The 19,091-nt window shown below is 40.1% G+C and carries 15 protein-coding genes; 14 read left to right on the top strand and 1 reads right to left on the bottom strand.

Annotated features, from left to right (window positions below):
* Nucleotides 1–15: 15 nt before the first annotated feature.
* The 8 genes from uca to F909_RS04675 all read left to right on the top strand — a co-directional run bounded on the left by uca (nt 16) and on the right by F909_RS04675 (nt 9,664).
* Nucleotides 16–3,621: an urea carboxylase gene (gene uca / locus F909_RS04640; protein WP_005153075.1), complete on the top strand. Its 3,606-nt coding sequence runs from the start codon at nt 16–18 to the stop codon at nt 3,619–3,621.
* Between the two features lie 6 nt (nt 3,622–3,627).
* Nucleotides 3,628–4,320 carry a GntR family transcriptional regulator gene (locus F909_RS04645; RefSeq protein ID WP_005153074.1) on the top strand — a complete coding sequence of 231 codons (693 nt, stop codon included), beginning with the start codon at nt 3,628–3,630 and terminating at the stop codon, nt 4,318–4,320.
* A gap of 53 nt (nt 4,321–4,373) precedes the next feature.
* On the top strand, nt 4,374–4,604 hold the full coding sequence (locus F909_RS04650; RefSeq protein ID WP_005153073.1) for a hypothetical protein: 231 nt from the start codon (nt 4,374–4,376) through the stop codon (nt 4,602–4,604).
* Nucleotides 4,605–4,766: 162 nt separating this feature from the next.
* Complete coding sequence (locus F909_RS04655) at nt 4,767–5,645, top strand: AraC family transcriptional regulator (RefSeq protein WP_005153072.1); 879 nt, start codon at nt 4,767–4,769, stop codon at nt 5,643–5,645.
* A gap of 4 nt (nt 5,646–5,649) precedes the next feature.
* Nucleotides 5,650–6,663 (top strand): NAD(P)H-quinone oxidoreductase, encoded by a 1,014-nt coding sequence (locus tag F909_RS04660; protein ID WP_005153071.1) that lies wholly within the window; start codon nt 5,650–5,652, stop codon nt 6,661–6,663.
* Nucleotides 6,664–6,763: 100 nt separating this feature from the next.
* Nucleotides 6,764–7,639, top strand: a complete 876-nt coding sequence (gene hchA, locus F909_RS04665) for a glyoxalase III HchA (RefSeq protein WP_005153069.1) — start codon at nt 6,764–6,766, stop codon at nt 7,637–7,639.
* Between the two features lie 212 nt (nt 7,640–7,851).
* A complete protein-coding gene (locus tag F909_RS04670; RefSeq protein ID WP_005153067.1) occupies nt 7,852–8,529 on the top strand; it encodes a winged helix-turn-helix domain-containing protein in 678 nt (225 codons plus the stop codon).
* A 133-nt stretch (nt 8,530–8,662) separates the two neighbouring features.
* Nucleotides 8,663–9,664 carry a 2-dehydropantoate 2-reductase gene (locus tag F909_RS04675; RefSeq protein ID WP_005153064.1) on the top strand — a complete coding sequence of 334 codons (1,002 nt, stop codon included), beginning with the start codon at nt 8,663–8,665 and terminating at the stop codon, nt 9,662–9,664.
* Nucleotides 9,665–9,739: 75 nt separating this feature from the next.
* On the opposite strand, the gene F909_RS04680 is transcribed toward F909_RS04675, so the two are convergent.
* Entirely contained in the window at nt 9,740–10,612 is an 873-nt protein-coding gene (locus F909_RS04680) for a bile acid:sodium symporter family protein (RefSeq protein WP_005153060.1), read from the bottom strand.
* 742 nt (nt 10,613–11,354) lie between these two features.
* Between F909_RS04680 and F909_RS04685 the strand changes: the two genes are divergently transcribed.
* The 6 genes from F909_RS04685 to F909_RS04710 all read left to right on the top strand — a co-directional run bounded on the left by F909_RS04685 (nt 11,355) and on the right by F909_RS04710 (nt 19,034).
* Complete coding sequence (locus tag F909_RS04685) at nt 11,355–12,416, top strand: HlyD family secretion protein (RefSeq protein WP_005153058.1); 1,062 nt, start codon at nt 11,355–11,357, stop codon at nt 12,414–12,416.
* A gap of 24 nt (nt 12,417–12,440) precedes the next feature.
* Nucleotides 12,441–13,988, top strand: a complete 1,548-nt coding sequence (locus F909_RS04690) for a DHA2 family efflux MFS transporter permease subunit (protein WP_005153055.1) — start codon at nt 12,441–12,443, stop codon at nt 13,986–13,988.
* A gap of 150 nt (nt 13,989–14,138) precedes the next feature.
* The gene (locus tag F909_RS04695; protein ID WP_005153053.1) at nt 14,139–14,960 is read left to right on the top strand and encodes a hypothetical protein; all 822 of its coding nucleotides are present in this window, start codon (nt 14,139–14,141) and stop codon (nt 14,958–14,960) included.
* A complete protein-coding gene (locus F909_RS04700) occupies nt 14,957–16,543 on the top strand; it encodes a GH3 family acyl-acid amido synthetase (RefSeq protein ID WP_005153051.1) in 1,587 nt (528 codons plus the stop codon). Before F909_RS04695 ends, F909_RS04700 begins: the two co-directional genes overlap by 4 nt.
* The gene (locus tag F909_RS04705) at nt 16,540–17,874 is read left to right on the top strand and encodes a TolC family protein (protein WP_005153049.1); all 1,335 of its coding nucleotides are present in this window, start codon (nt 16,540–16,542) and stop codon (nt 17,872–17,874) included. The genes F909_RS04700 and F909_RS04705 overlap by 4 nt, the downstream gene beginning before the upstream one ends.
* Nucleotides 17,874–19,034 (top strand): hypothetical protein, encoded by a 1,161-nt coding sequence (locus F909_RS04710; RefSeq protein ID WP_005153047.1) that lies wholly within the window; start codon nt 17,874–17,876, stop codon nt 19,032–19,034. The genes F909_RS04705 and F909_RS04710 overlap by 1 nt, the downstream gene beginning before the upstream one ends.
* Nucleotides 19,035–19,091 lie beyond the last annotated feature (57 nt).

Here is a 19,091-nt window from a genome sequence, read left to right as displayed (position 1 = left end):
TTGGGGGAAATCATCATGTTTAAAACAGTTCTTATTGCAAACCGTGGTGAAATTGCTGTCCGAGCAATTCGAACACTGAAAAAATTAGGCATTACTAGCGTTGCTGTTTATTCCGATAGCGACCGCTATGCGCAACATGTACAAGATGCTGACGTCGCGATTGCGCTGGATGGTGTTAAGCCTGCCGATACCTATTTAAGTATTGAGAAGTTGATTAGTGCAGCGAAACAAACAGGTGCAGAGGCGATTTTCCCAGGTTATGGTTTTCTGTCTGAAAGTGCCGATTTCTCTCGCGCTTGTGAACAAAACAATATTGCCTTTATGGGCCCAACTGCTGAGCAGATTCTGGAGTTCGGTTTAAAACACCGAGCGCGTGAATTGGCTGCTGCTGCCAATGTACCAATGACACCCGGTACAGGCTTGCTAGATAGTTTAGAAGAAGCATTGACTGCTGCTGAACGGATTGGTTATCCAATCATGCTGAAAAGCACCGCAGGTGGAGGTGGGATTGGCTTAACCCGTTGCGATACTCCACAAGGATTGGCTGATGCTTATGAAAGCGTGAAACGTTTAGGGGAACAGTTCTTTAAAGACGCGGGTGTTTTTATTGAATGCTTTATTGATAAAGCACGTCATGTCGAAGTACAAATTTTTGGTGATGGCAAAGGTCAAGTTGTGGCATTGGGTGAGCGCGATTGTTCATTGCAACGTCGTAACCAGAAAGTAGTAGAAGAAACACCAGCGGCCAATTTACCTGAAGCTACCCGTCAAAAGTTGCATCAAGCGGCGGTTGAACTGGGTCGCTCTGTCAATTATCGCAGCGCAGGCACGGTTGAGTTTATTTACGATGCGCAACGGGACGAATTTTATTTCCTTGAAGTAAATACCCGTTTACAGGTAGAGCATCCTGTCACTGAAATGGTCACAGGTCTCGACTTGATTGAATGTATGCTCAAAGTCGCGGCAGGTGATGCATTGGACTGGGATTATCTCAGCAATATTCAACCTAAAGGTGCGGCAATTGAAGTCCGTGTTTATGCTGAAGATCCTGTGAAAAATTTCCAACCGAGTCCCGGTGTATTGACTGAAGTGTCTTTTCCAGAAGGCATTCGTGTGGATACTTGGGTTAAAACTGGGACTGAAATTTCTCAATACTTTGATCCGATGATTGCCAAAATCATTGTCCATGCTGAAGATCGTGCTGCTGCAATTGAGAAATTAAAAGTGGTTTTGGCTGAAACCCGTTTAAATGGAATCAGTACCAATCTGGATTATGCACGCGCCATCGTTTCAGACCAGCGTTTCGAATCTATGCAAATCTGGACACGCATGCTCGATGATTTTAACTATTCACCTAAAGTCATTGAAGTGATCCAAGCAGGCACACTCAGTTCGATTCAAGACTATCCAGGGCGTACAGGCTATTGGGATATCGGGGTACCGCCATCTGGTCCAATGGATGATTACGCATTTCAACTCGCTAATCGTATTGTCGGTAATGATACCAAAGCCGCAGGTTTTGAGTTTACCTTGGTCGGGCCAACATTAAAGTTTCATACGGAAACGACGATTGCACTGACGGGTGCAAGCTGTACCGCGGTATTGGACGATCAGTTGATTGCGTTTTGGAAGCCGATTAAAGTCAAAGCGGGTCAAACCTTAAAAATAGGGCAAGTAGCTTCAGGCTGCCGTACCTATTTGGCTGTCCGTGATGGACTGGACGTACCCCTATATTTAGGTAGCCGTTCAACCTTTGCACTAGGTAATTTTGGTGGTCATGCAGGACGTACTTTGCGTGTCGGCGATATGATCAAAATGGTTGATTCAAGCTTGGCAAACGCCGAATTACCATTGGCAACTGACACACCACAAGCCTTATCGACAGATTTGATCCCTGAATACAGCAATGAATGGGAAATCGCGGTGCTGTATGGCCCACATGGTGCGCCTGATTTCTTTAAACCTGAATATGTAGAAGAATTTTTTGCTTCTCAATGGACCGTGCATTTTAACTCAAACCGCTTAGGTGTAAGACTTTCGGGGCCTACACCAAGCTGGGCACGTGAAAATGGCGGTGAAGCGGGTTTGCATCCGTCCAATGTGCATGACTGTGAATATGCGATTGGCGCCATCAACTTTACTGGTGATTTCCCTGTGATTTTGGCAAAAGATGGCCCAAGTCTTGGCGGCTTCGTGTGTCCAGTCACCATTGCCAAAGCAGAACTGTGGAAAGTAGGCCAACTCAAAGCCGATGACAAAATTCGTTTTTATCCAATTACAGTTGAACAGGCCAACGAATTAGAACGTAAGCAAATTGAAAATATCCAAAACTTCGCTGCTGCTACCAAAGTCGTTGAAACCATTGAGCCCGCTCAAGAGGTATTCACCACAATTCTGGCACAACGGGAAGAAACTGAATTATCACCCAAAACACTGTATCGCCAAGCAGGTGATAGCTATATCTTATTAGAGTACGGTGAAAACGTTTTGGATTTGGCGCTACGTTTACGTGTGCATCAACTCATTCAGATGATTCGCAGTGCCAATCTTGCAGGCGTTTTGGAACTGTCACCAGGAGTGCGTTCACTACAGATTAAATACGATGGTCTTGTGATTCCTCAAGCTGAACTGATCAAGCAATTACTGAAACTTGAAGATCAGATGGGCGATTTAAGTCAGCTGAAAATCCCATCTCGTATTGTGCATCTACCAATGGCGTTTGAAGACAGTGCGACTTTAGGCGCTGTGGAACGTTATCAGGAAAGTGTTTGTGCTAAAGCGCCGTGGTTACCAAATAACGTCGATTTTATTCAACGGATTAATGGTCTAGCGCTTCGAGACGAAGTGAAAGATATTATTTTCGATGCCAATTATTTAGTATTAGGGCTAGGTGATGTGTATCTAACAGCACCATGTGCTGTGCCGATTGACCCACGTCACCGCTTACTCAGTTCTAAGTACAATCCTGCACGTACTTTTACCGCGGAAGGCACTGTCGGTATTGGCGGGATGTACATGTGTATTTATGGGATGGACTCACCGGGTGGTTATCAGTTGATTGGGCGAACGCTGCCGATTTGGAACAAGTTTAAAAAGAACAAGCAATTTGGTGATAAACAATGGTTCTTGCAATTCTTTGACCAGATTAAATATTTCCCTGTGACCGAAGCTGAACTCAATGAATGGCGTGCAGATTTTGAAAATGGTCACGCTCAGATCCAGATTGAAGAAACTGAGTTTGACTATGCAGACTATGTACAGTTTTTGGAAAATGAAGCAGAAAGCATCGCTGCGTTTAAAGAGAAACAACAACAGGCTTTCAGTACGGAAGTGAGTCGTTGGAAAGAAGAGTTTGCAGTACAACCTGAACAGCATGTAGAGCAAGTCAGTCAGGTCGATTACAGCCATCTTTCTGCTTTAAATGCCTCAATGACAGGCAATATCTGGAAAATTTTTGTTGAACACGGACAAGAAATCAAAAAAGGTGAAACTGTTGCTATTATTGAAGCAATGAAAATGGAGCTACCTGTTTATGCAGAAGAAGATGGCATTGTTAAAGCCATTATTTGCAGAGCGGGGCAAACCGTACACAGTGGTGAGCCATTGGTATATATGGAATAGGGTTGAATGAAAGAAGTAAAAATAACAACAAAAAGCTCAGACAACTTGTCTGAGCTGGTTTACCAACGCATCAAGAATGACATCTTTGATTTCAAATTGATGCCCGGTGAACGCTTCACTGAGTCTGAAGTTGCCAAAGCCTATGAGGTGAGTCGTACCCCCATCCGACAGGCCTTGTATCGCTTGCAACAAGAGGGCTATGTCGATGTGAGCTTTCGGAGCGGTTGGCAGATTCGACCGCTCAATTTTCGTTATTATGAAGAACTTTATGATGTACGTATTGTCCTAGAAAAGGACTCCATTCGTAAACTTTGTCAGATTGATCATCATAACTCGGTTGAGTTGTCGGTATTAAAAGACCTCTGGTTAGTACAACCTTCTGAATATTTAAAAGATATTAAACAATTGTCTCAGCAAGATGAAGACTTTCATTGTGCTTTGGTCCGTGCTTCTGGTAATAATGAAATGGCAAGGATTCATCGTGATTTGAGTGAGCGTATCCGTATTATCCGCCGTTTGGATTTTTCTAAAGATTATCGAGTTGAAGCGACTTATCAGGAACATCAAAAAATCTTAGGTTTTATTTTTGAGAGACAAACAGAGCAGGCGATCAATGCAATAGAAGCGCATATCATGCAAAGTCGTGATGAAGTGAAAAAGATTACCTTACAGATGCTGGATTCGAGTCAGTTTTATTAGAGATAATTATCAGCTAGATTAGTTAAATAGTTTAAATTCATTCTGGAATAAAGATGGTTAGAAGTGAGTTAATTTATTGTATTGAACAATTTCTAGATAAAAAGGATATATCTAAAAAGAATGCTAATAATATAGAATTTCTACTTGAAAACCTAGAGTTAAAACAAGAGTTTGTAGATAACATTATTCTAATGTTAGCTTCCTATGCTCCTGGTGGAGGAGAATATATGTATAACGAAGATCAGGTTGCCAATGAATTAAAAAAATTATTAAAGAATTTATAAATATTTCAATTAGTGTTGAGAACTAAATTTTAGTACTTATAGACAATGAAATGCGTTTCATTGAAAACTCTCTTTTCCATGCCTAATTCTGCATAAAACTAACAGTTTTTATCTGTTTGCTATTTAATAATAAAAACTACATTTCCAATCATCAGATGGCACATGATGAATGACCAAACACTCATCAACCTATTTCTAAAACTTATCCCGAAAGAAGGCTTTTTTGCTACAGCCATTGATGGCATTACCTTGATGCGCGTTGATCACAATACACCACCGATTGCGGTATTGCAGGAACCCACCTTAGTGTTTGTATTGCAAGGCCAAAAACACGGTTATATCGGTACAGAAACCTATTCCTTTCAACAAGCTGAATGTCTGATCGTATCGGTTTCAATGCCATTTGATTGTGACACAATTGCCAGTCTGGAAGCACCGATGCTTGCAATTAGCATGAAACTGGAAGCTGATACAGTGAATGAATTACTGGCAAAAACCTATTTCGAGAATTACCAATTCAAGCCACTCACTACTGGCATGTGCGTGATTCAATACGATCAAACCTTATCTAGTGTATTAATCCGTTTATTGAATACACTGACTTCTGAACAAGATGTACTGATTTTGGGTGATCAAATCAAACGAGAACTGCTCTATCGGGTAATTCAACATTCAGGTGCGGACGCATTAAATGGTTTGGTTGCTCAAGGAAACCTGAGACCGATTTATAAAATTTGTGAATATATTCAGCACCATTTTACTGAAAAACTCACAATTGAAATGCTGGCAGAACAAGCCAATATGAGTATATCTACATTCCATAAAGCCTTTAAACAAGTCACACAACATTCTCCTTTGCAATATCTAAAAGTGGTTCGGTTGCATAAGGCAAAACAATTGTTGCAAAACGCAGACCAAAGTGTGGCTCAAGCGGCTTATGCTGTTGGATATCAGAGCTCTTCTCAATTTAGCCGAGAATTTAAAAAGCGGTTTGGTTTTCCACCCAAACATGCTGAATTTAATACTGAAACGGAGTCATGATCAGATGAATCAAAATAGCGTAGAACAAATGAAATATATCGAAATTACACAAGCTGGCGGTCCTGAAGTTTTACAAGTGGCTCAAGGGCCTCGACCAGAGATTAAAGAAGACGAAGTACTCATTGAAGTCTATGCAACAGGGATCAATAGACCTGACATTTTACAACGCCAAGGACTTTATCCAATGCCCAAAGGGGTCACATTGGTTCCTGGACTTGAGGTATCCGGCGTAGTCGTACAAGTAGGTGCTCAGGTCAGCAAATTTAAAGTTGGTGATAAAGTCTGTGCGCTCACTAATGGTGGTGGGTACGCTGAATATTGTGCGGTTCCAGCAAACCAAACGTTAAACATTCCGAAGAATCTGAGTTTCGTTGAGGCAGCGGCCATTCCTGAAACCTATTTTACTGTTTGGGCGAATCTGTTTCAGATTGGACAATTAAATAAAAATGAAACCGTGCTGATTCATGGTGGTGCAAGCGGCATTGGTTCCACCGCGATTAGCTTATGTCATGCGATGGGCATTAAAAACTTCTCTACGGTTGGGAGTGATGACAAAGTTGAAAAGTTATCTTCTGTGTCACAGGTGATTAACTACAAAACGCAGGATTTTGAAAAAGAAATTTTGGCTCAAACTGATGGTCAAGGCGTTGATGTGATCTTGGATATTATTGGTGCCGCCTACTTCAACCAAAACTTGAGGCTGTTAAAGCGCGATGGACGTTTGGTGATTATCGGTTTCATGGGCGGTCGAAAAGTCGATGGTTTTGATATACAGGAGTTGATGTTAAAACGTGCTGTGGTGACTGGCTCAACCATGCGAGCAAGAACTAATGATGAAAAAGCCAAAATTACCCAAGAGCTTAAACAGTTTGTCTGGCCGTTGATTGAAGCAGATCAATGTAAGCCGATGATCTATAAAACTTTCGCTTTTGAAGAGGTTGCTCAGGCACATCAATGTTTAGAAAGCAGCCAACATACGGGCAAAGTGGTACTCGAAATTAAATCTGAATTTGCCTAATTGTATTCATTGCATGCCTGTTCATACTCAACGCTTGAGTGGGACAGGACAGTTAAGCAGTATGTATATAAACATAACGACACGATGAGGAATCTTGAAAATGACGACAAATCCTGATGATCGCAATCCAAGTCTAGACCTAGCAGAAGACAATGCTTTTTTTCCGTCACCCTATTCACTCAGCCAATATACCTCTGCAAAGACAGATTATGACGGTACAACTTATCCAAACCCGTACAAAGGCAATAAAAAGATTTTAATGATTGCGACTGACGAACGTTATATCTTGATGCAAAACGAGAAATTCTTTTCGACAGGAAATCATCCAGTGGAAATGTTATTGCCAATGTTTCATTTGGATAACGCAGGCTTTGCTTTTGATGTGGCAACACTTTCTGGAAATCCAGTCAAACTGGAAATGTGGGCAATGCCACATGAAGAACAAGTGGTCTTAGATACCTACAAAAAATACGAAAAACAGCTCAAAGCGCCGTTAAAGCTGGCTGATATTTTGGAACAAGCTTTAAGTGCAGATTCGCCTTATGCCGGTATTTTTATTCCAGGTGGACATGGCGTACTGGCTAAAATTCCAGAGAGTACAGAAGTAAAAGCGCTGTTAAAGTGGGCTGTTGAAAATGACAAATATGTGATTACGTTGTGTCATGGCCCAGCATCTTTACTCGCTGCTGCAGTTGATGAAAATCCACAAGATTATATTTTTAAAGATTATCAGATTTGTGTGTTCCCAGATGCTTTGGACAAAGGTCCGAATATTGAGATCGGTTATATGCCAGGTCAATTGCCATGGTTGGTCGGTGAAAATCTTGAGAAGCTTGGCGTTAAAATCTTGAACAAGGGAATTACAGGTCAGGTTCACCAAGATCGAAAATTATTAACAGGCGACAGTCCACTGGCATCTAATAACCTCGGTAAGCTCGCCGCTACAACGTTATTGGCAGACCCAGAATTCCATTAAATGTTAATGAACAGAAAAAGCCTAACTGAACTGTTAGGCTTTTTTATATGGGGATTCAGTCATCTCACTGTGCAGTTTTCACTGTATTTTCCATGCTCAGTCTTCCACAAAGTAACATTTAACTGACAGCTAAATTACATTTATGTCATTTGAAACTATTTCAAGTTTCAGGAGGCTATTATCGTCTTAAGCAAAGCTTTAGTAGGTTTAAGATGAAGATATTATTAGTCGAAGATGATCATAAAACAGGGAGTTATCTTAAACAAACATTATCAGAAGCAGGTTATGTGATCGATTGGGTCACCGATGAAATTACAGCAAAACATCTGACACTCATCTTGGGTGAATATGATTTGGTGGTATTGGATGTGATGTTTTCGGGTTTAAATGACTGGAATATCTTGAATGATGTTGGGCGAAATGGCCGGAAAATGCCTATTTTATTTTTGATTGCCCGTGATCAAATTGGAGAGCGTATTAAAGGATTTGGTCTTTCTTTTACTTTTGCAGAAATACTCGCTCGGATAAAAAGTTTATTGGCCAAAGAGCCACGGAATAAAGAAAGCAGCAAGATGAGTGTTGCTGATCTTGAACTTGATTTATGGAAACGTTGTGTGAGCCGTTCAGGGCAAAGAATTAACCTCACTGCTCAAGAATATGCATTGATGGAGCTATTTATGAGTAGACGTGGAGAAATTTTGCCTAGAGCACTCATCGCGTCCCAGATCTGTGATATGAATTATGAAAAAGATACTAAAGCGGTGGAAGTGGCAATTAGTCGCTTAAGAAATAAAATTGATCGTAACTTTCTTCCGAAGCTGATTCATAATATTTATGGAATGGGCTATGTATTAGAAGAATGGAACAGAGGACGTGCCAGAAAACCTTAACCCTGAGTTTTCTTACTCTTTAGACCAAGATTAAATGAGTTGTATCCATCAATTGTCAGCTATTTGACAATTCAGTACCAAGATTCTGATTAAAGTAATACAGAGATGTAAAATAACGAATCTGGGATGAAGAATGAAAATATGTATTTATGGCGCGGGCAGTATTGGATGCTATTTAGGTGGACGATTAGCCGCAGCTGGGCATAATGTCGACTTCATTGTTCGGCCTAAAATACAGAAACAACTTCAACAATATGGGCTCACGATTTCTGACTATAAGGGAATTCGACAAACAGTTCCTGCGAATAAACTTCAACTGAGTCAAGATTTAGATACTGTAAAAGACGCAGACTTTGTTTTTGTTTGTGTGAAATCAGCAGCAACTGAGCAAGTTGCTTATGAACTAAAAGATATTCTGAAGAAAAATAGCATAATCATCAGTTTTCAAAATGGCTTAACTAATGCCAGAATTCTAAAGCAGGTTTTATCTGAACATACAATTCTTGAAGCTATGGTGCCTTTTAATGTGGCTGCTTTAGGAAATGGCGTCTTTCATCAAGGTACGGAAGGGACTTTGTATGTGAAAAAACATGAAGCCTTAGTCGAGCTTGTGACCGCATTTAATGTGGCCCATCTTGAGCTTAAACTTGAACAAGATATGCAAGCGATTCAATGGGCAAAGTTATTATTGAATCTTAACAACTCAGTCAATGCATTGTCTCAGCTTCCACTCAAGCAGCAACTTTCCATTCGAGCCTACCGTCAATGTTTGGCGATGGCACAGATGGAAGCTTTACAACTTCTGAAACTTGCCAAAATTCAACCTGCACAACTTACTGCGGTGCCTGCTCAGGTTCTGCCTAAGGTATTAAGTCTTCCAAATTTTATTTTTAATCGACTCAGCAAGAAAATGTTGGCGATTGATCCACTGGCTCGGTCATCTATGGCTGATGATCTGATGGCAGGCAGGGCAACGGAAATTGACTGGATTAATGGTGAAATTGTGAATTTGGCTGCACAGCTCAACCTACAGGCACCGATCAATACAAAGCTCATCCAGCTGGTTAAGCAGGCAGAAAGTACAGCTAAAGCTTGGTCTGCGGAAGAGTTAAAAAAAGTATTGGAAACAGCTTAAATGACCAATAAAAATAACAGCCTTAGCATAGGGAAACCATGCTAAGGCTGTTTTGATCGCAAATTTGAAAAGTATTTAGAGTCTGGCAGTTTCTTGTGACCCAAATCGGGTAATCAAAATACCAAAGATGGTTGCGAAGATATACATAAAGATTGAATAGACTGCGGCAGGCATTGCAATTGTGGTACTGGCCATGATGGTCAATGCAATGGTCATTGCCAGTGTACTGTTATGAATCCCGATTTCAAAAGCACATGCCCGCGCTTGATAAGAGCTGATACCAAATAGTCGTGGTACAAAATAACCAATAGAAAGACTAATTGCACAGAATAATGCTGTGGCTAATCCTATTTGACCAATATATTCAATGAGATTACTTCGCTCTTTTATAATTGCCCCAAGGATGATAATCACCAGAAAAACCACCGCAAAGATGCGAACTGGACGATTTAATTTTTCAGCTGTGTGCGGGGCATAATGACGAATCAGCATCCCAATACCTACGGGGACAAGAATAATCGCAAAGACTTGAAGCACTTTAGAAAATTGTAACCCAAGCTGCTGACCTTCATTCATGAAATGAAGAATCGAAAAGTTCACAATAAACGGTAGAAAAATAGCGGCAATAATGGCATTGATTGCCGTTAAGGTAATATTGAGTGCGATATCACCTTTATATAAATAGCTAAACAGATTTGCTGTAGATCCTCCAGGGGAAGCTGCAAGTAGCATCAAGCCTACGGCAAGCAATGGCGGTAAAGCCAGTATTTTACAAATCAAGAAGGCAATACCGACCAATAAAATTAGCTGACAAAACAGAGCAATTAAAACAGCTTTGGGGTGCTTACTGACGCGGGCAAAGTCTTTAAGGCTCAGTTCCAATCCCAAGCCTGCCATAACGATCGCTAAAGCGAGGGGCAAAAAAAGTGTAATTAGTCCAGAATCCATAACTATTTATTCCTTTTAGATCAATTCAATATTTTTTCCTAAAATTTTTATACGATTTTGTCCGATCAAATGACAACTTGGCAGCATCTAATTTGATATAGTTTTTACCTTTAAAAGCCATATAAACATCAGTTTTAACATAAAATTTAAGATTTTTACGTCCTAGATAATCAATTAGCATATTTAGATTATTAATTCGAATGATTTCTTTAGTTTTTAAATATTATTCGTCCTTCTACAAAAGTGTGCGATCTATCACATTTTATTTAATCGGACTTTAGGAAAATTAATAAGAGAAAAAGAAAGTTTTTCTGTTTTTACATTTTATAACTCTTTATTAGTTTTGTTACTCAGCTAATGGTTGTATGCAAATTAATCAAAATGCAAAGTTTTCTTGACTAAATAGTAAAAAATAAATTTAAATTTAGAAAAATAATATTTATATAATTAACAATGGTGTATACTGCATAAAAGCATGTGAAAATGCGAATCATTTAGGTTTTCTTCAAGCTTTCATGATTCTTAAACAAAAACTTTATAATATGCGACTAATTGGCAGAAAAATAAAAATCAGATGTAAAAAAGGTCAATGACTCTTTATTACTTTAAGAAAGATAATTTGCGCCGATTATTACATTGTAACTATTTATTTATATAAAAATAAGTGATTAGTTATGTGAAAAGATGACCATTTTAGTGTGGCTCAAAATAAAAACTGAATATTACAAATAGCGGAATATATATGGATAACGTAGCTCAGCTCGAAACTGATACTAATTTCCAAAGTCGAAAAAAAATAACCTGGGCTGTTTTTAGTGTGCTCATCTTATTTCTGATCTTAGGTATTGCATATTATTTTTTGGTATATCGATTCTACCAATCTACCGATAATGCTTATGTACAAGCTGATGTCACTTGGGTCATGCCAAAAATCTCTGGGGAAGTCGTCGAGCTGATTATTAATGACAATCAGTTTGTAAAAAAGGGAGAGGCTTTAGCCATCTTAGATCATCGTGATTATCAAGCACGTTATGATCAAGCCAAGTCTGTCGTGACTTTGAAAGAAGCGGCGCTTGCGGTACAGCAACAAAATGAAAAATCCGCAAAGTCATCAATTAGTGAAGCCAATAGTGGTGTTGTTGCCGCGCAAGCAGATTTATCCCGCTTGAAAAAAGATTTCATTCGTTATCAAGATTTATTAAAAGATGGCGTGATTACCCGACAGAATTTTGAAGGCATCCAATCCCAGTATTTAACTGCGCAAGCACAAGTCAGTAAAGCACAGGCGTCGGTGAATGCTGCTGAAGCTCAATTGGGTAGCTTACAAGCCAGCCGTGCGCAGCTACTTGCCGACATCCAAAATGCAAACGCAACTTTGAATCTTTACCAAATTGATCTTTCATCCTCAAAAGTCGTTAGCCCAGTAACAGGCAAAGTCGGTAGTCTTTCAATCCAAAAAGGTTCGCGTGTGTCTCCGCAAACACGATTGATGGCCATCATCCCTGAGAAAAGTTTGTATGTGCAAGCCAACTTTAAAGAAACTCAAATTGAGAAAATGCACATTGGGCAGCAAGTTAAATTAAAAATTGATGCTTATCCAAGCCTCACCTACACCGGGAAAATCGAAAGCTTTTCTCCAGCATCTGGCGCAACTTTTTCGCTTATGCCACCAGATAATGCCACTGGAAATTTTAACAAAGTTGTACAGCGTATCCCTGTACGGATTGCACTTGATTCGAGTCCACATATTGATCTTATAAAACCTGGAATGTCAGTCAGTGCGACTGTTGATCTAAGAACTTAATCAGAACGTTTTGGGCATAAGAAAATGAATAAACCAATCGAACATGAGTGGACGTTTGCGCCAAAAACAGCATGGCTCATTTTTGCTGCCATGATCTTTGGTAACTTCATGGCAATTCTAGATATTCAGATTGTTGCAAGTTCTCTCAATGAAGTACAAGCAGGGATGAGTGCCAGCCGTTATGAAGTGACATGGGTTCAAACGGTATATTTGATTGCTGAAATTATTGCAATTCCAATGTCCAGTATTGTGTCTAGAGTACTTTCTACACGTATTTATTACACCATTTGTGCCATTGGATTTACGATCAGCTCTTTACTGTGTGCTTTGGCTTGGAATCTGGAAAGTCTGTTGGTATTCCGTGCGTTTCAAGGCTTTATGGGGGGAGGTATGATTCCAACTTCGATGACGGCGTTGTATTTACTTTTCCCAGAAGCAAAACGTGCATTGCCATTGGTGATGTTTGGCATGATCAGTACCTTAGGTCCTGCGATTGGTCCAACCATTGGTGGATGGCTCACCAACAACTTTTCATGGCACTGGATGTTCCTGATTAACATCATCCCAGGTGTTTTGATTGCAACAATTATTTACTCGGGTCCAAATATTGATCGCGCCAATTATTCACTGATTAAAACCATGGATTGGTTCAGCCTGATTGGCATGGCCATGTTCTTGGGTGGTTTGGAGTATTTTCTGGATGAAGGCGCACGCCATGACTGGTTAGCGGATACAGGCGTTCGTGTTGCATTTATCATTTGTTTAATTGGCGGCATGATCTTCTTCTCGCGTAGTTTTACCCAGCCTAAACCGCTATTAGATCTCAGTGTATTCAAAAATAAGAACTTCGCTTTAAGTTGCATGATTACCTTTGTGATTGGTATGGCCTTGTATGGTTTGGGCTATATGATTCCTGTCTTTCTTGGGCAAGTTCGAGAAATGAACAGCAGTCAAATTGGTCATATCATGATGGTGACAGGCATTGTCATGTTTTGCTTTGCGCCATTTTTAGCTTGGCTTATTCCGAATTTTGATACGCGAAAAACCGTATTTGTTGGTATGGTCTTGGCGGGTTTTGGCGTTTGGCTCAATTCACATCTCAGTATTCATAGTGATTATGACTTTATGTTCTGGCCACAGATCTATCGCGGAATTGGTCTGATGATTTGCCTAATTGTGGTTTCGCATTTAGCCATGAGTACCTTGCCACTCACTAAAGTTGCAGATGCCAGTGGTATTTATAACCTGATGCGCAATATTGGCGGTGCTGTAGGGCTGGCATTGATCAACTCATCACTGGATTGGCTCACAGCATTGCATGTCACCCAGATCAATCAATATATGACACCGCAGAATTGGATTTTTGTTGAAAGGCTAGATCAACTCACTGCGCAATACCAAGAAGTTGGAGCAAATGCACAGCAAATCGCGCTGAGTGTGATTTATCGCGATATTCACTACCAAGCGCTCACGTCTAGTTTTAATGATTTATTACGCATGTTAGCCATCATTATGTTTGTGGCTGCTTTTTTAACCATCTTTATGGATAGGGGGAAGAAAATGGACATATAGAGATTCAAAGCTAGAGGGTTTCATATAACGAAAAATAATCGGGGCATCTATAACAACTTACCCCGTAATAAAAAGAATAGTGATACGCATTTTTTATATTTCTTTATGAGATAGGGGAATTTGCATATCCAAATTTAGAGGTACAAGCTGATGATTAATACAACATATAAACTGATCTCAAGATTCAATAACAAAGAATCTACCTATGGCCAATATGTCGAGAAAGAACAAATCGATATCGAGCGCCTAAAAGTGATGTACTCCATTTACGAGCAGTATTATGAAAACACTAAATTTTCGATTTTTGTAGATGATTTTAAAAAGAAAAGTGGTGCCATCTTAATTTTCAACTCGGAAACGGATGAAATTGTTGGGTTCTCTACAGTGGTGGTTCAGCATTTTTATTTAAATGGTAAAGACTATACCGTGTTATTCAGTGGCGACACGGTGATCTTAAGAGCGTATTGGGGCACCCGTACACTGCAAAGTACCATGCTTAAACTGATGATTAAGTTACGGGTGAAATATCCGTTTAATGAGCTATATTGGTTACTGATTTCTAAAGGCTACAAAACCTATTTGTTGCTTGCCAATAATTATTATGTCTATTACCCAAATATCAAAGATGAAAATCAACATTTATCAACGGTGGTTGAGCATTACTGTGAGAATTTTTTTGGTGAGTATTATGACAAAGAAGCAGGTTTATTAAACTTTGGAAATGACTATCAGCCGCTAAAAGGTGAAGTTGCGCCGATTACCGAAGAAATGAGAGCAAAGAATCCAAATATTCATTTCTTTGAACAGATGAATCCAACATGGACGGTTGGTACAGAGCTACCGTGTATTGGTCGTTTAGGTTGGAAAGATCTTGTACGTTTCCCTGTCAAATTAATCACTAAACCTGCAAGTAAAGGGCGATGTGAAGCATTGTTAAAGACACCTACAAATCGTCAAGGAGTCCTACAATGAAGCATTCGGAATGGCTTACCACAGGTTCGCATCTTATTTTAAAACAATGGTGTGATGTCTCTGATCGAGACTTTAAAAAGCATGCCAATCGCTTAGAGCAAATACAACGTCAAATCTTGAGTTCGATTTTGCAGACTTCATACTTTGCCAAAGAGCGCAAGGTGAACGATTATGCACAGTTTGTAGAGGCTTTTCCTGCTTCGCGTTATAGCGCGTGGCGGGAGGACATCCAGCGTTATCGGAATCAGCAGATACAGCTTTCAAACAGTAAATTGGTCCGTTTTCAACCGACCAGTGGGTCTAGCGAACAAATTAAATTTATTCCTTATACCAAGCTGTTTTTAGACGAACTTGATCACGCAATTGCACCTTGGATGGCCAGTTTATATCGTAAATGTCCGCAGTTACGTTCTGGCACACACTATTGGTCGGTTTCATGGTTGCCAGAAAGCCAGCGTGAAGTATTAAAAGATAAAAATTTAAATGATGACAGTGCCTTACTTGGTATTGGTAAACGTATTTTATCTAAATTTACTCAAGCAGTTCCTAGTAATGTCGCTTTTGCAGCCAATGCCGATGATGCACTGTTTGCAACGATTTGCTATCTGGTCGCCAATCGTAATCTGGCCATGATTTCGGTATGGAGTCCAACTTTTGCTTTGCAGCTCCTAGACCGTTTGGAGGCAATGCAACAAGACGTAATTGAAGTTTTAGAGACAGGTCGTTGGGGAGCGCGTCAAGTTTCATTAAAAGAAGTCAAAGCCCCATTCAGCCCAGAAAGTGCAAAATGTCTGATCGACAGTTCAAATGGCGAACAGATTGATTTTAACCGATTATGGCCGAGTTTGAGTTTGGTATCGAGCTGGGATACTGCTGGCTCCAAAGCGTGGGCTGAAAAATTGAAACAGCGTCTTCCTTCAGTGCAATTTGAAGGCAAAGGCCTATGGGCCACTGAAGGTGTGGTGACCATTCCTTACAATGATCATTATCCATTGGCTTATCAAAGTCATTTCTATGAATTTGAATACTTGGAAGGTGAAAAACAGGGGCAGATTACCCCTTCATGGGAACTTAAAGTCGGTGATGTGGTCAGTCCAATTATTACATCAGGGAATGGTTTATTGCGCTATTGTCTTGATGATTGTCTACGTGTGACCAGTTTCCTTGAACAAGTCCCATGTTTTGAATTCCAAGGACGTCGTTTTGGAGTCGATCTGGTAGGCGAGAAGCTTGCACCTGAAACAGCACAGCAACTACTTTCACAACTCAATGAAACGGAATCGAAAGCGATTTCATTGTTAGCCATAGATACAGAACAACAGGTAAAACCCTTTTATTGTGTCCTGTTTGAAGGAGAAATTCATCACAGCATTAATGATGAATATATCGATAGTATCTTACGGCAGAACTTCCATTATGAACTTGCCCGCAATCTCGGTCAGTTAGATCAGCCTCAGATTCGTCAAGCCAACAATGGTTGGAACGCATATAAAAAGCTGGTCATGTTTGATGGCATCATTGAAGGCAATATTAAGCCTGAGCCACTCAAGAAAGTTACCCTCAATAGTTTGGAACAACTATGAAGAAAGGGATAATGCAATTTAACGATCGAGTTCTTAATTCCTTACATATCGCACTATGTATGGCAATATTATTGGTTTCGAATACTGTTAATGCCATGACTTTAGACGAGGCTTTGTCAGCGAGTTTAAGGCATGAAAGCCAATTGGAGGTGAGCCGTTTAAGTGTGAATCAATCCACGGCAATGCTTGAACAGGCAAAACAACGTGATGGCCTGAAAGTAAACTTGGTTGGACAACTCGATTATGAAAGAGTCGAAACTCCCACCAATGTCATGTTTCCAACGGAAGGAAACCGAAAAGGTCGTAGTTTGCAATTACAAATGGATTACCCTATCTACACATCAGGGCGACATCGCTTGGGGATCGATGTCGCCAAAAATCAACTTTCTGCATATTCGCAAGGCTTGTCGGATCAACGTTCAGAAACAATTTTGAATACCGTCATGGTTTATACCGACGTTTTGAAGAAGAAAGCGATTTTAGAACTCAGAAAGAAAACCATGTCTAACTTACAGCGTTCGTTGTATGAATCACAACGACGTTTTGATGTGGGTATGATCACGCGCGCAGACTTGGCGCAAGTGTTGGCTCAAGTTGCTCAGGGGCAAGCCGATATTACGCAGGCACAATCTAATCTCACCGTGAGTGAAGCGCAGTTTTATCAAATTACAGGTACGACACCAGATAACTTGACGAAAATTAATCATCTGCCAGAGATTTCCAGCAATCTAGATGAGATCTTGGCCAAAACCAAGAATCATCCGGCATTACTACGTGCCAAATATGAGAAACAAGCGTCTGAGAAACAATACGCTTTAACCAAGCGAGAACTTTGGCCCACAGTTATGTTGACCAGCCGTGCGGGTAAGCAACATGAAGCAAGTTATATTGGCTCGGAAAGTAATAATTACATGGTGGGGGTGCAACTGAATGTACCGTTGTATGACGATGGTTTAAATCGCGCCAATATCCGAAAAGCACAGGCAGATGTTGATTTGGCTAATCAAAAAATTCGGAGTCTTGAGCTTGATTTGAATCAGCGCGCACGTACCACGTATGCGCAGTTACAAACTATTCGCCAAAACAAAGATGCATTACAGAATGCGATTGATGCAGCGTCGATTGCTTTTGTTTATACCCGCAAAGAATTTGAATTGGGGACCAAAACAACTTTTGATTTGTTGAATACTGAACAAAAGCTATTGGATGTACAAACTCAGAAAACGGTCAATGAGCAAGATGAAATCGTTTTTGTTTATCAACTCTTAGACCAAATGGGGCACTTAAATGATTTGGTGTCTACACAAAATATTGAACAGGTGAATAATTAATGAAAACAAATCCACCACACGCGGGTAAAAATCCGTTGATTACACGAGAAGCAACATTGGCAGATGATCAAGCTTTGCGTGAACTGATTGCCGTGCCGATGACCACCAAGGGTGTGCAGATCAGCTTTCAGCGTGAACCCAGTTATTTTAAAGCGTCAGATATTCTGTATCGGCACAAACTCCATGTGGTGATTGAAGACACTGAAAATCAAAAGAATGTTGCGTGTTATAGCAACGGACATCGTCCATGTTATGTCGATAAAACTGTACAGAATGTGCGATATGCCAGTGATTTGCGTGTTGATCCAAACTATCGAGGTAAATCGCTGGTCAAAGTTTTAGGTGCACATGTCAAACAAACGCTGCATGAACCCAATTTCAGCCAGATGATTATTTTTAATGATAATTATGCGGCAAGAGCAGCAATACAAACAGGTAAAACTGGAATCCCTGATTATTACGATGAAGGTTTGATCGAAACTTTGACTTTGACCCATCTAGGGACAAAACGTGATATCGCTGCATTCTTAGAAAAGACCAACCAAACAGAGACAGGCAGCATTCGGTCACGTATCGCTCAGTCCGAAGATCTTACTGCAATGAATGCGTTTATTGCAGCAATGGCACAGCATTATAATTTTATTCCAGCTTATAATTTTGAAGAATTACAGGCAGGGCATCACTATTTTACAGGGCTACAACTTTCAGACTTTCATCTGTATTTTCAGAATGAAAAATTAGTCGGTATGTTTGGGTTATGGGATCAGCATAGCCTCAAGCAAACCAAAATCCTGCATTACAGCCCCGTGATTGGTGTATTTCGTCCCATTTATAATTTATTGACCAAAATCACCAAAGCCATGCCTTTGCCTAAGCTCGGTGATTCGCTGAAATATCATGTATTACACACCTTGTTATGCCACCCAAAACATTTGGCACTGCATCATCTGATGCTTGAAGATGCCTATCAACTCTCAAAGCAAAGAGGGGTTGGTATCATCAGTTTTACACTGTCTCATCAAGATCCACGTTATCAGCTGAACCAATTTTATAAAGGCGAACGATTAACAGGGATGCATGGGTTTATCAGTTTTGCAGGAGATCCACGTCCAAACTTCGATAAGACTTTAATTCCATATTTGGAAGTTGGGCGGATTTGATTTGATCTATAAAAATGCCTCAAAGTACTCTAAAGTAAACTTTGAGGCATTTTTTGA

This window comes from Acinetobacter sp. ANC 3929, assembly GCF_000369405.1.
Classification (GTDB): Bacteria; Pseudomonadota; Gammaproteobacteria; order Pseudomonadales; family Moraxellaceae; genus Acinetobacter.
The sequence above is the reverse complement of the archived record's forward strand: the minus strand, read 5'-3'. Positions and strand labels throughout refer to the sequence as shown.

Coding starts and splice junctions, on each gene's coding strand:
- uca (WP_005153075.1), top strand. CDS start 16: ATGTTTAAAACAGTTCTTATTGCAAACCGTGGTGAAATTGCTGTCCGA.
- F909_RS04645 (WP_005153074.1), top strand. CDS start 3,628: ATGAAAGAAGTAAAAATAACAACAAAAAGCTCAGACAACTTGTCTGAG.
- F909_RS04650 (WP_005153073.1), top strand. CDS start 4,374: ATGGTTAGAAGTGAGTTAATTTATTGTATTGAACAATTTCTAGATAAA.
- F909_RS04655 (WP_005153072.1), top strand. CDS start 4,767: ATGATGAATGACCAAACACTCATCAACCTATTTCTAAAACTTATCCCG.
- F909_RS04660 (WP_005153071.1), top strand. CDS start 5,650: ATGAATCAAAATAGCGTAGAACAAATGAAATATATCGAAATTACACAA.
- hchA (WP_005153069.1), top strand. CDS start 6,764: ATGACGACAAATCCTGATGATCGCAATCCAAGTCTAGACCTAGCAGAA.
- F909_RS04670 (WP_005153067.1), top strand. CDS start 7,852: ATGAAGATATTATTAGTCGAAGATGATCATAAAACAGGGAGTTATCTT.
- F909_RS04675 (WP_005153064.1), top strand. CDS start 8,663: ATGAAAATATGTATTTATGGCGCGGGCAGTATTGGATGCTATTTAGGT.
- F909_RS04680 (WP_005153060.1), bottom strand. CDS start 10,612: ATGGATTCTGGACTAATTACACTTTTTTTGCCCCTCGCTTTAGCGATC.
- F909_RS04685 (WP_005153058.1), top strand. CDS start 11,355: ATGGATAACGTAGCTCAGCTCGAAACTGATACTAATTTCCAAAGTCGA.
- F909_RS04690 (WP_005153055.1), top strand. CDS start 12,441: ATGAATAAACCAATCGAACATGAGTGGACGTTTGCGCCAAAAACAGCA.
- F909_RS04695 (WP_005153053.1), top strand. CDS start 14,139: ATGATTAATACAACATATAAACTGATCTCAAGATTCAATAACAAAGAA.
- F909_RS04700 (WP_005153051.1), top strand. CDS start 14,957: ATGAAGCATTCGGAATGGCTTACCACAGGTTCGCATCTTATTTTAAAA.
- F909_RS04705 (WP_005153049.1), top strand. CDS start 16,540: ATGAAGAAAGGGATAATGCAATTTAACGATCGAGTTCTTAATTCCTTA.
- F909_RS04710 (WP_005153047.1), top strand. CDS start 17,874: ATGAAAACAAATCCACCACACGCGGGTAAAAATCCGTTGATTACACGA.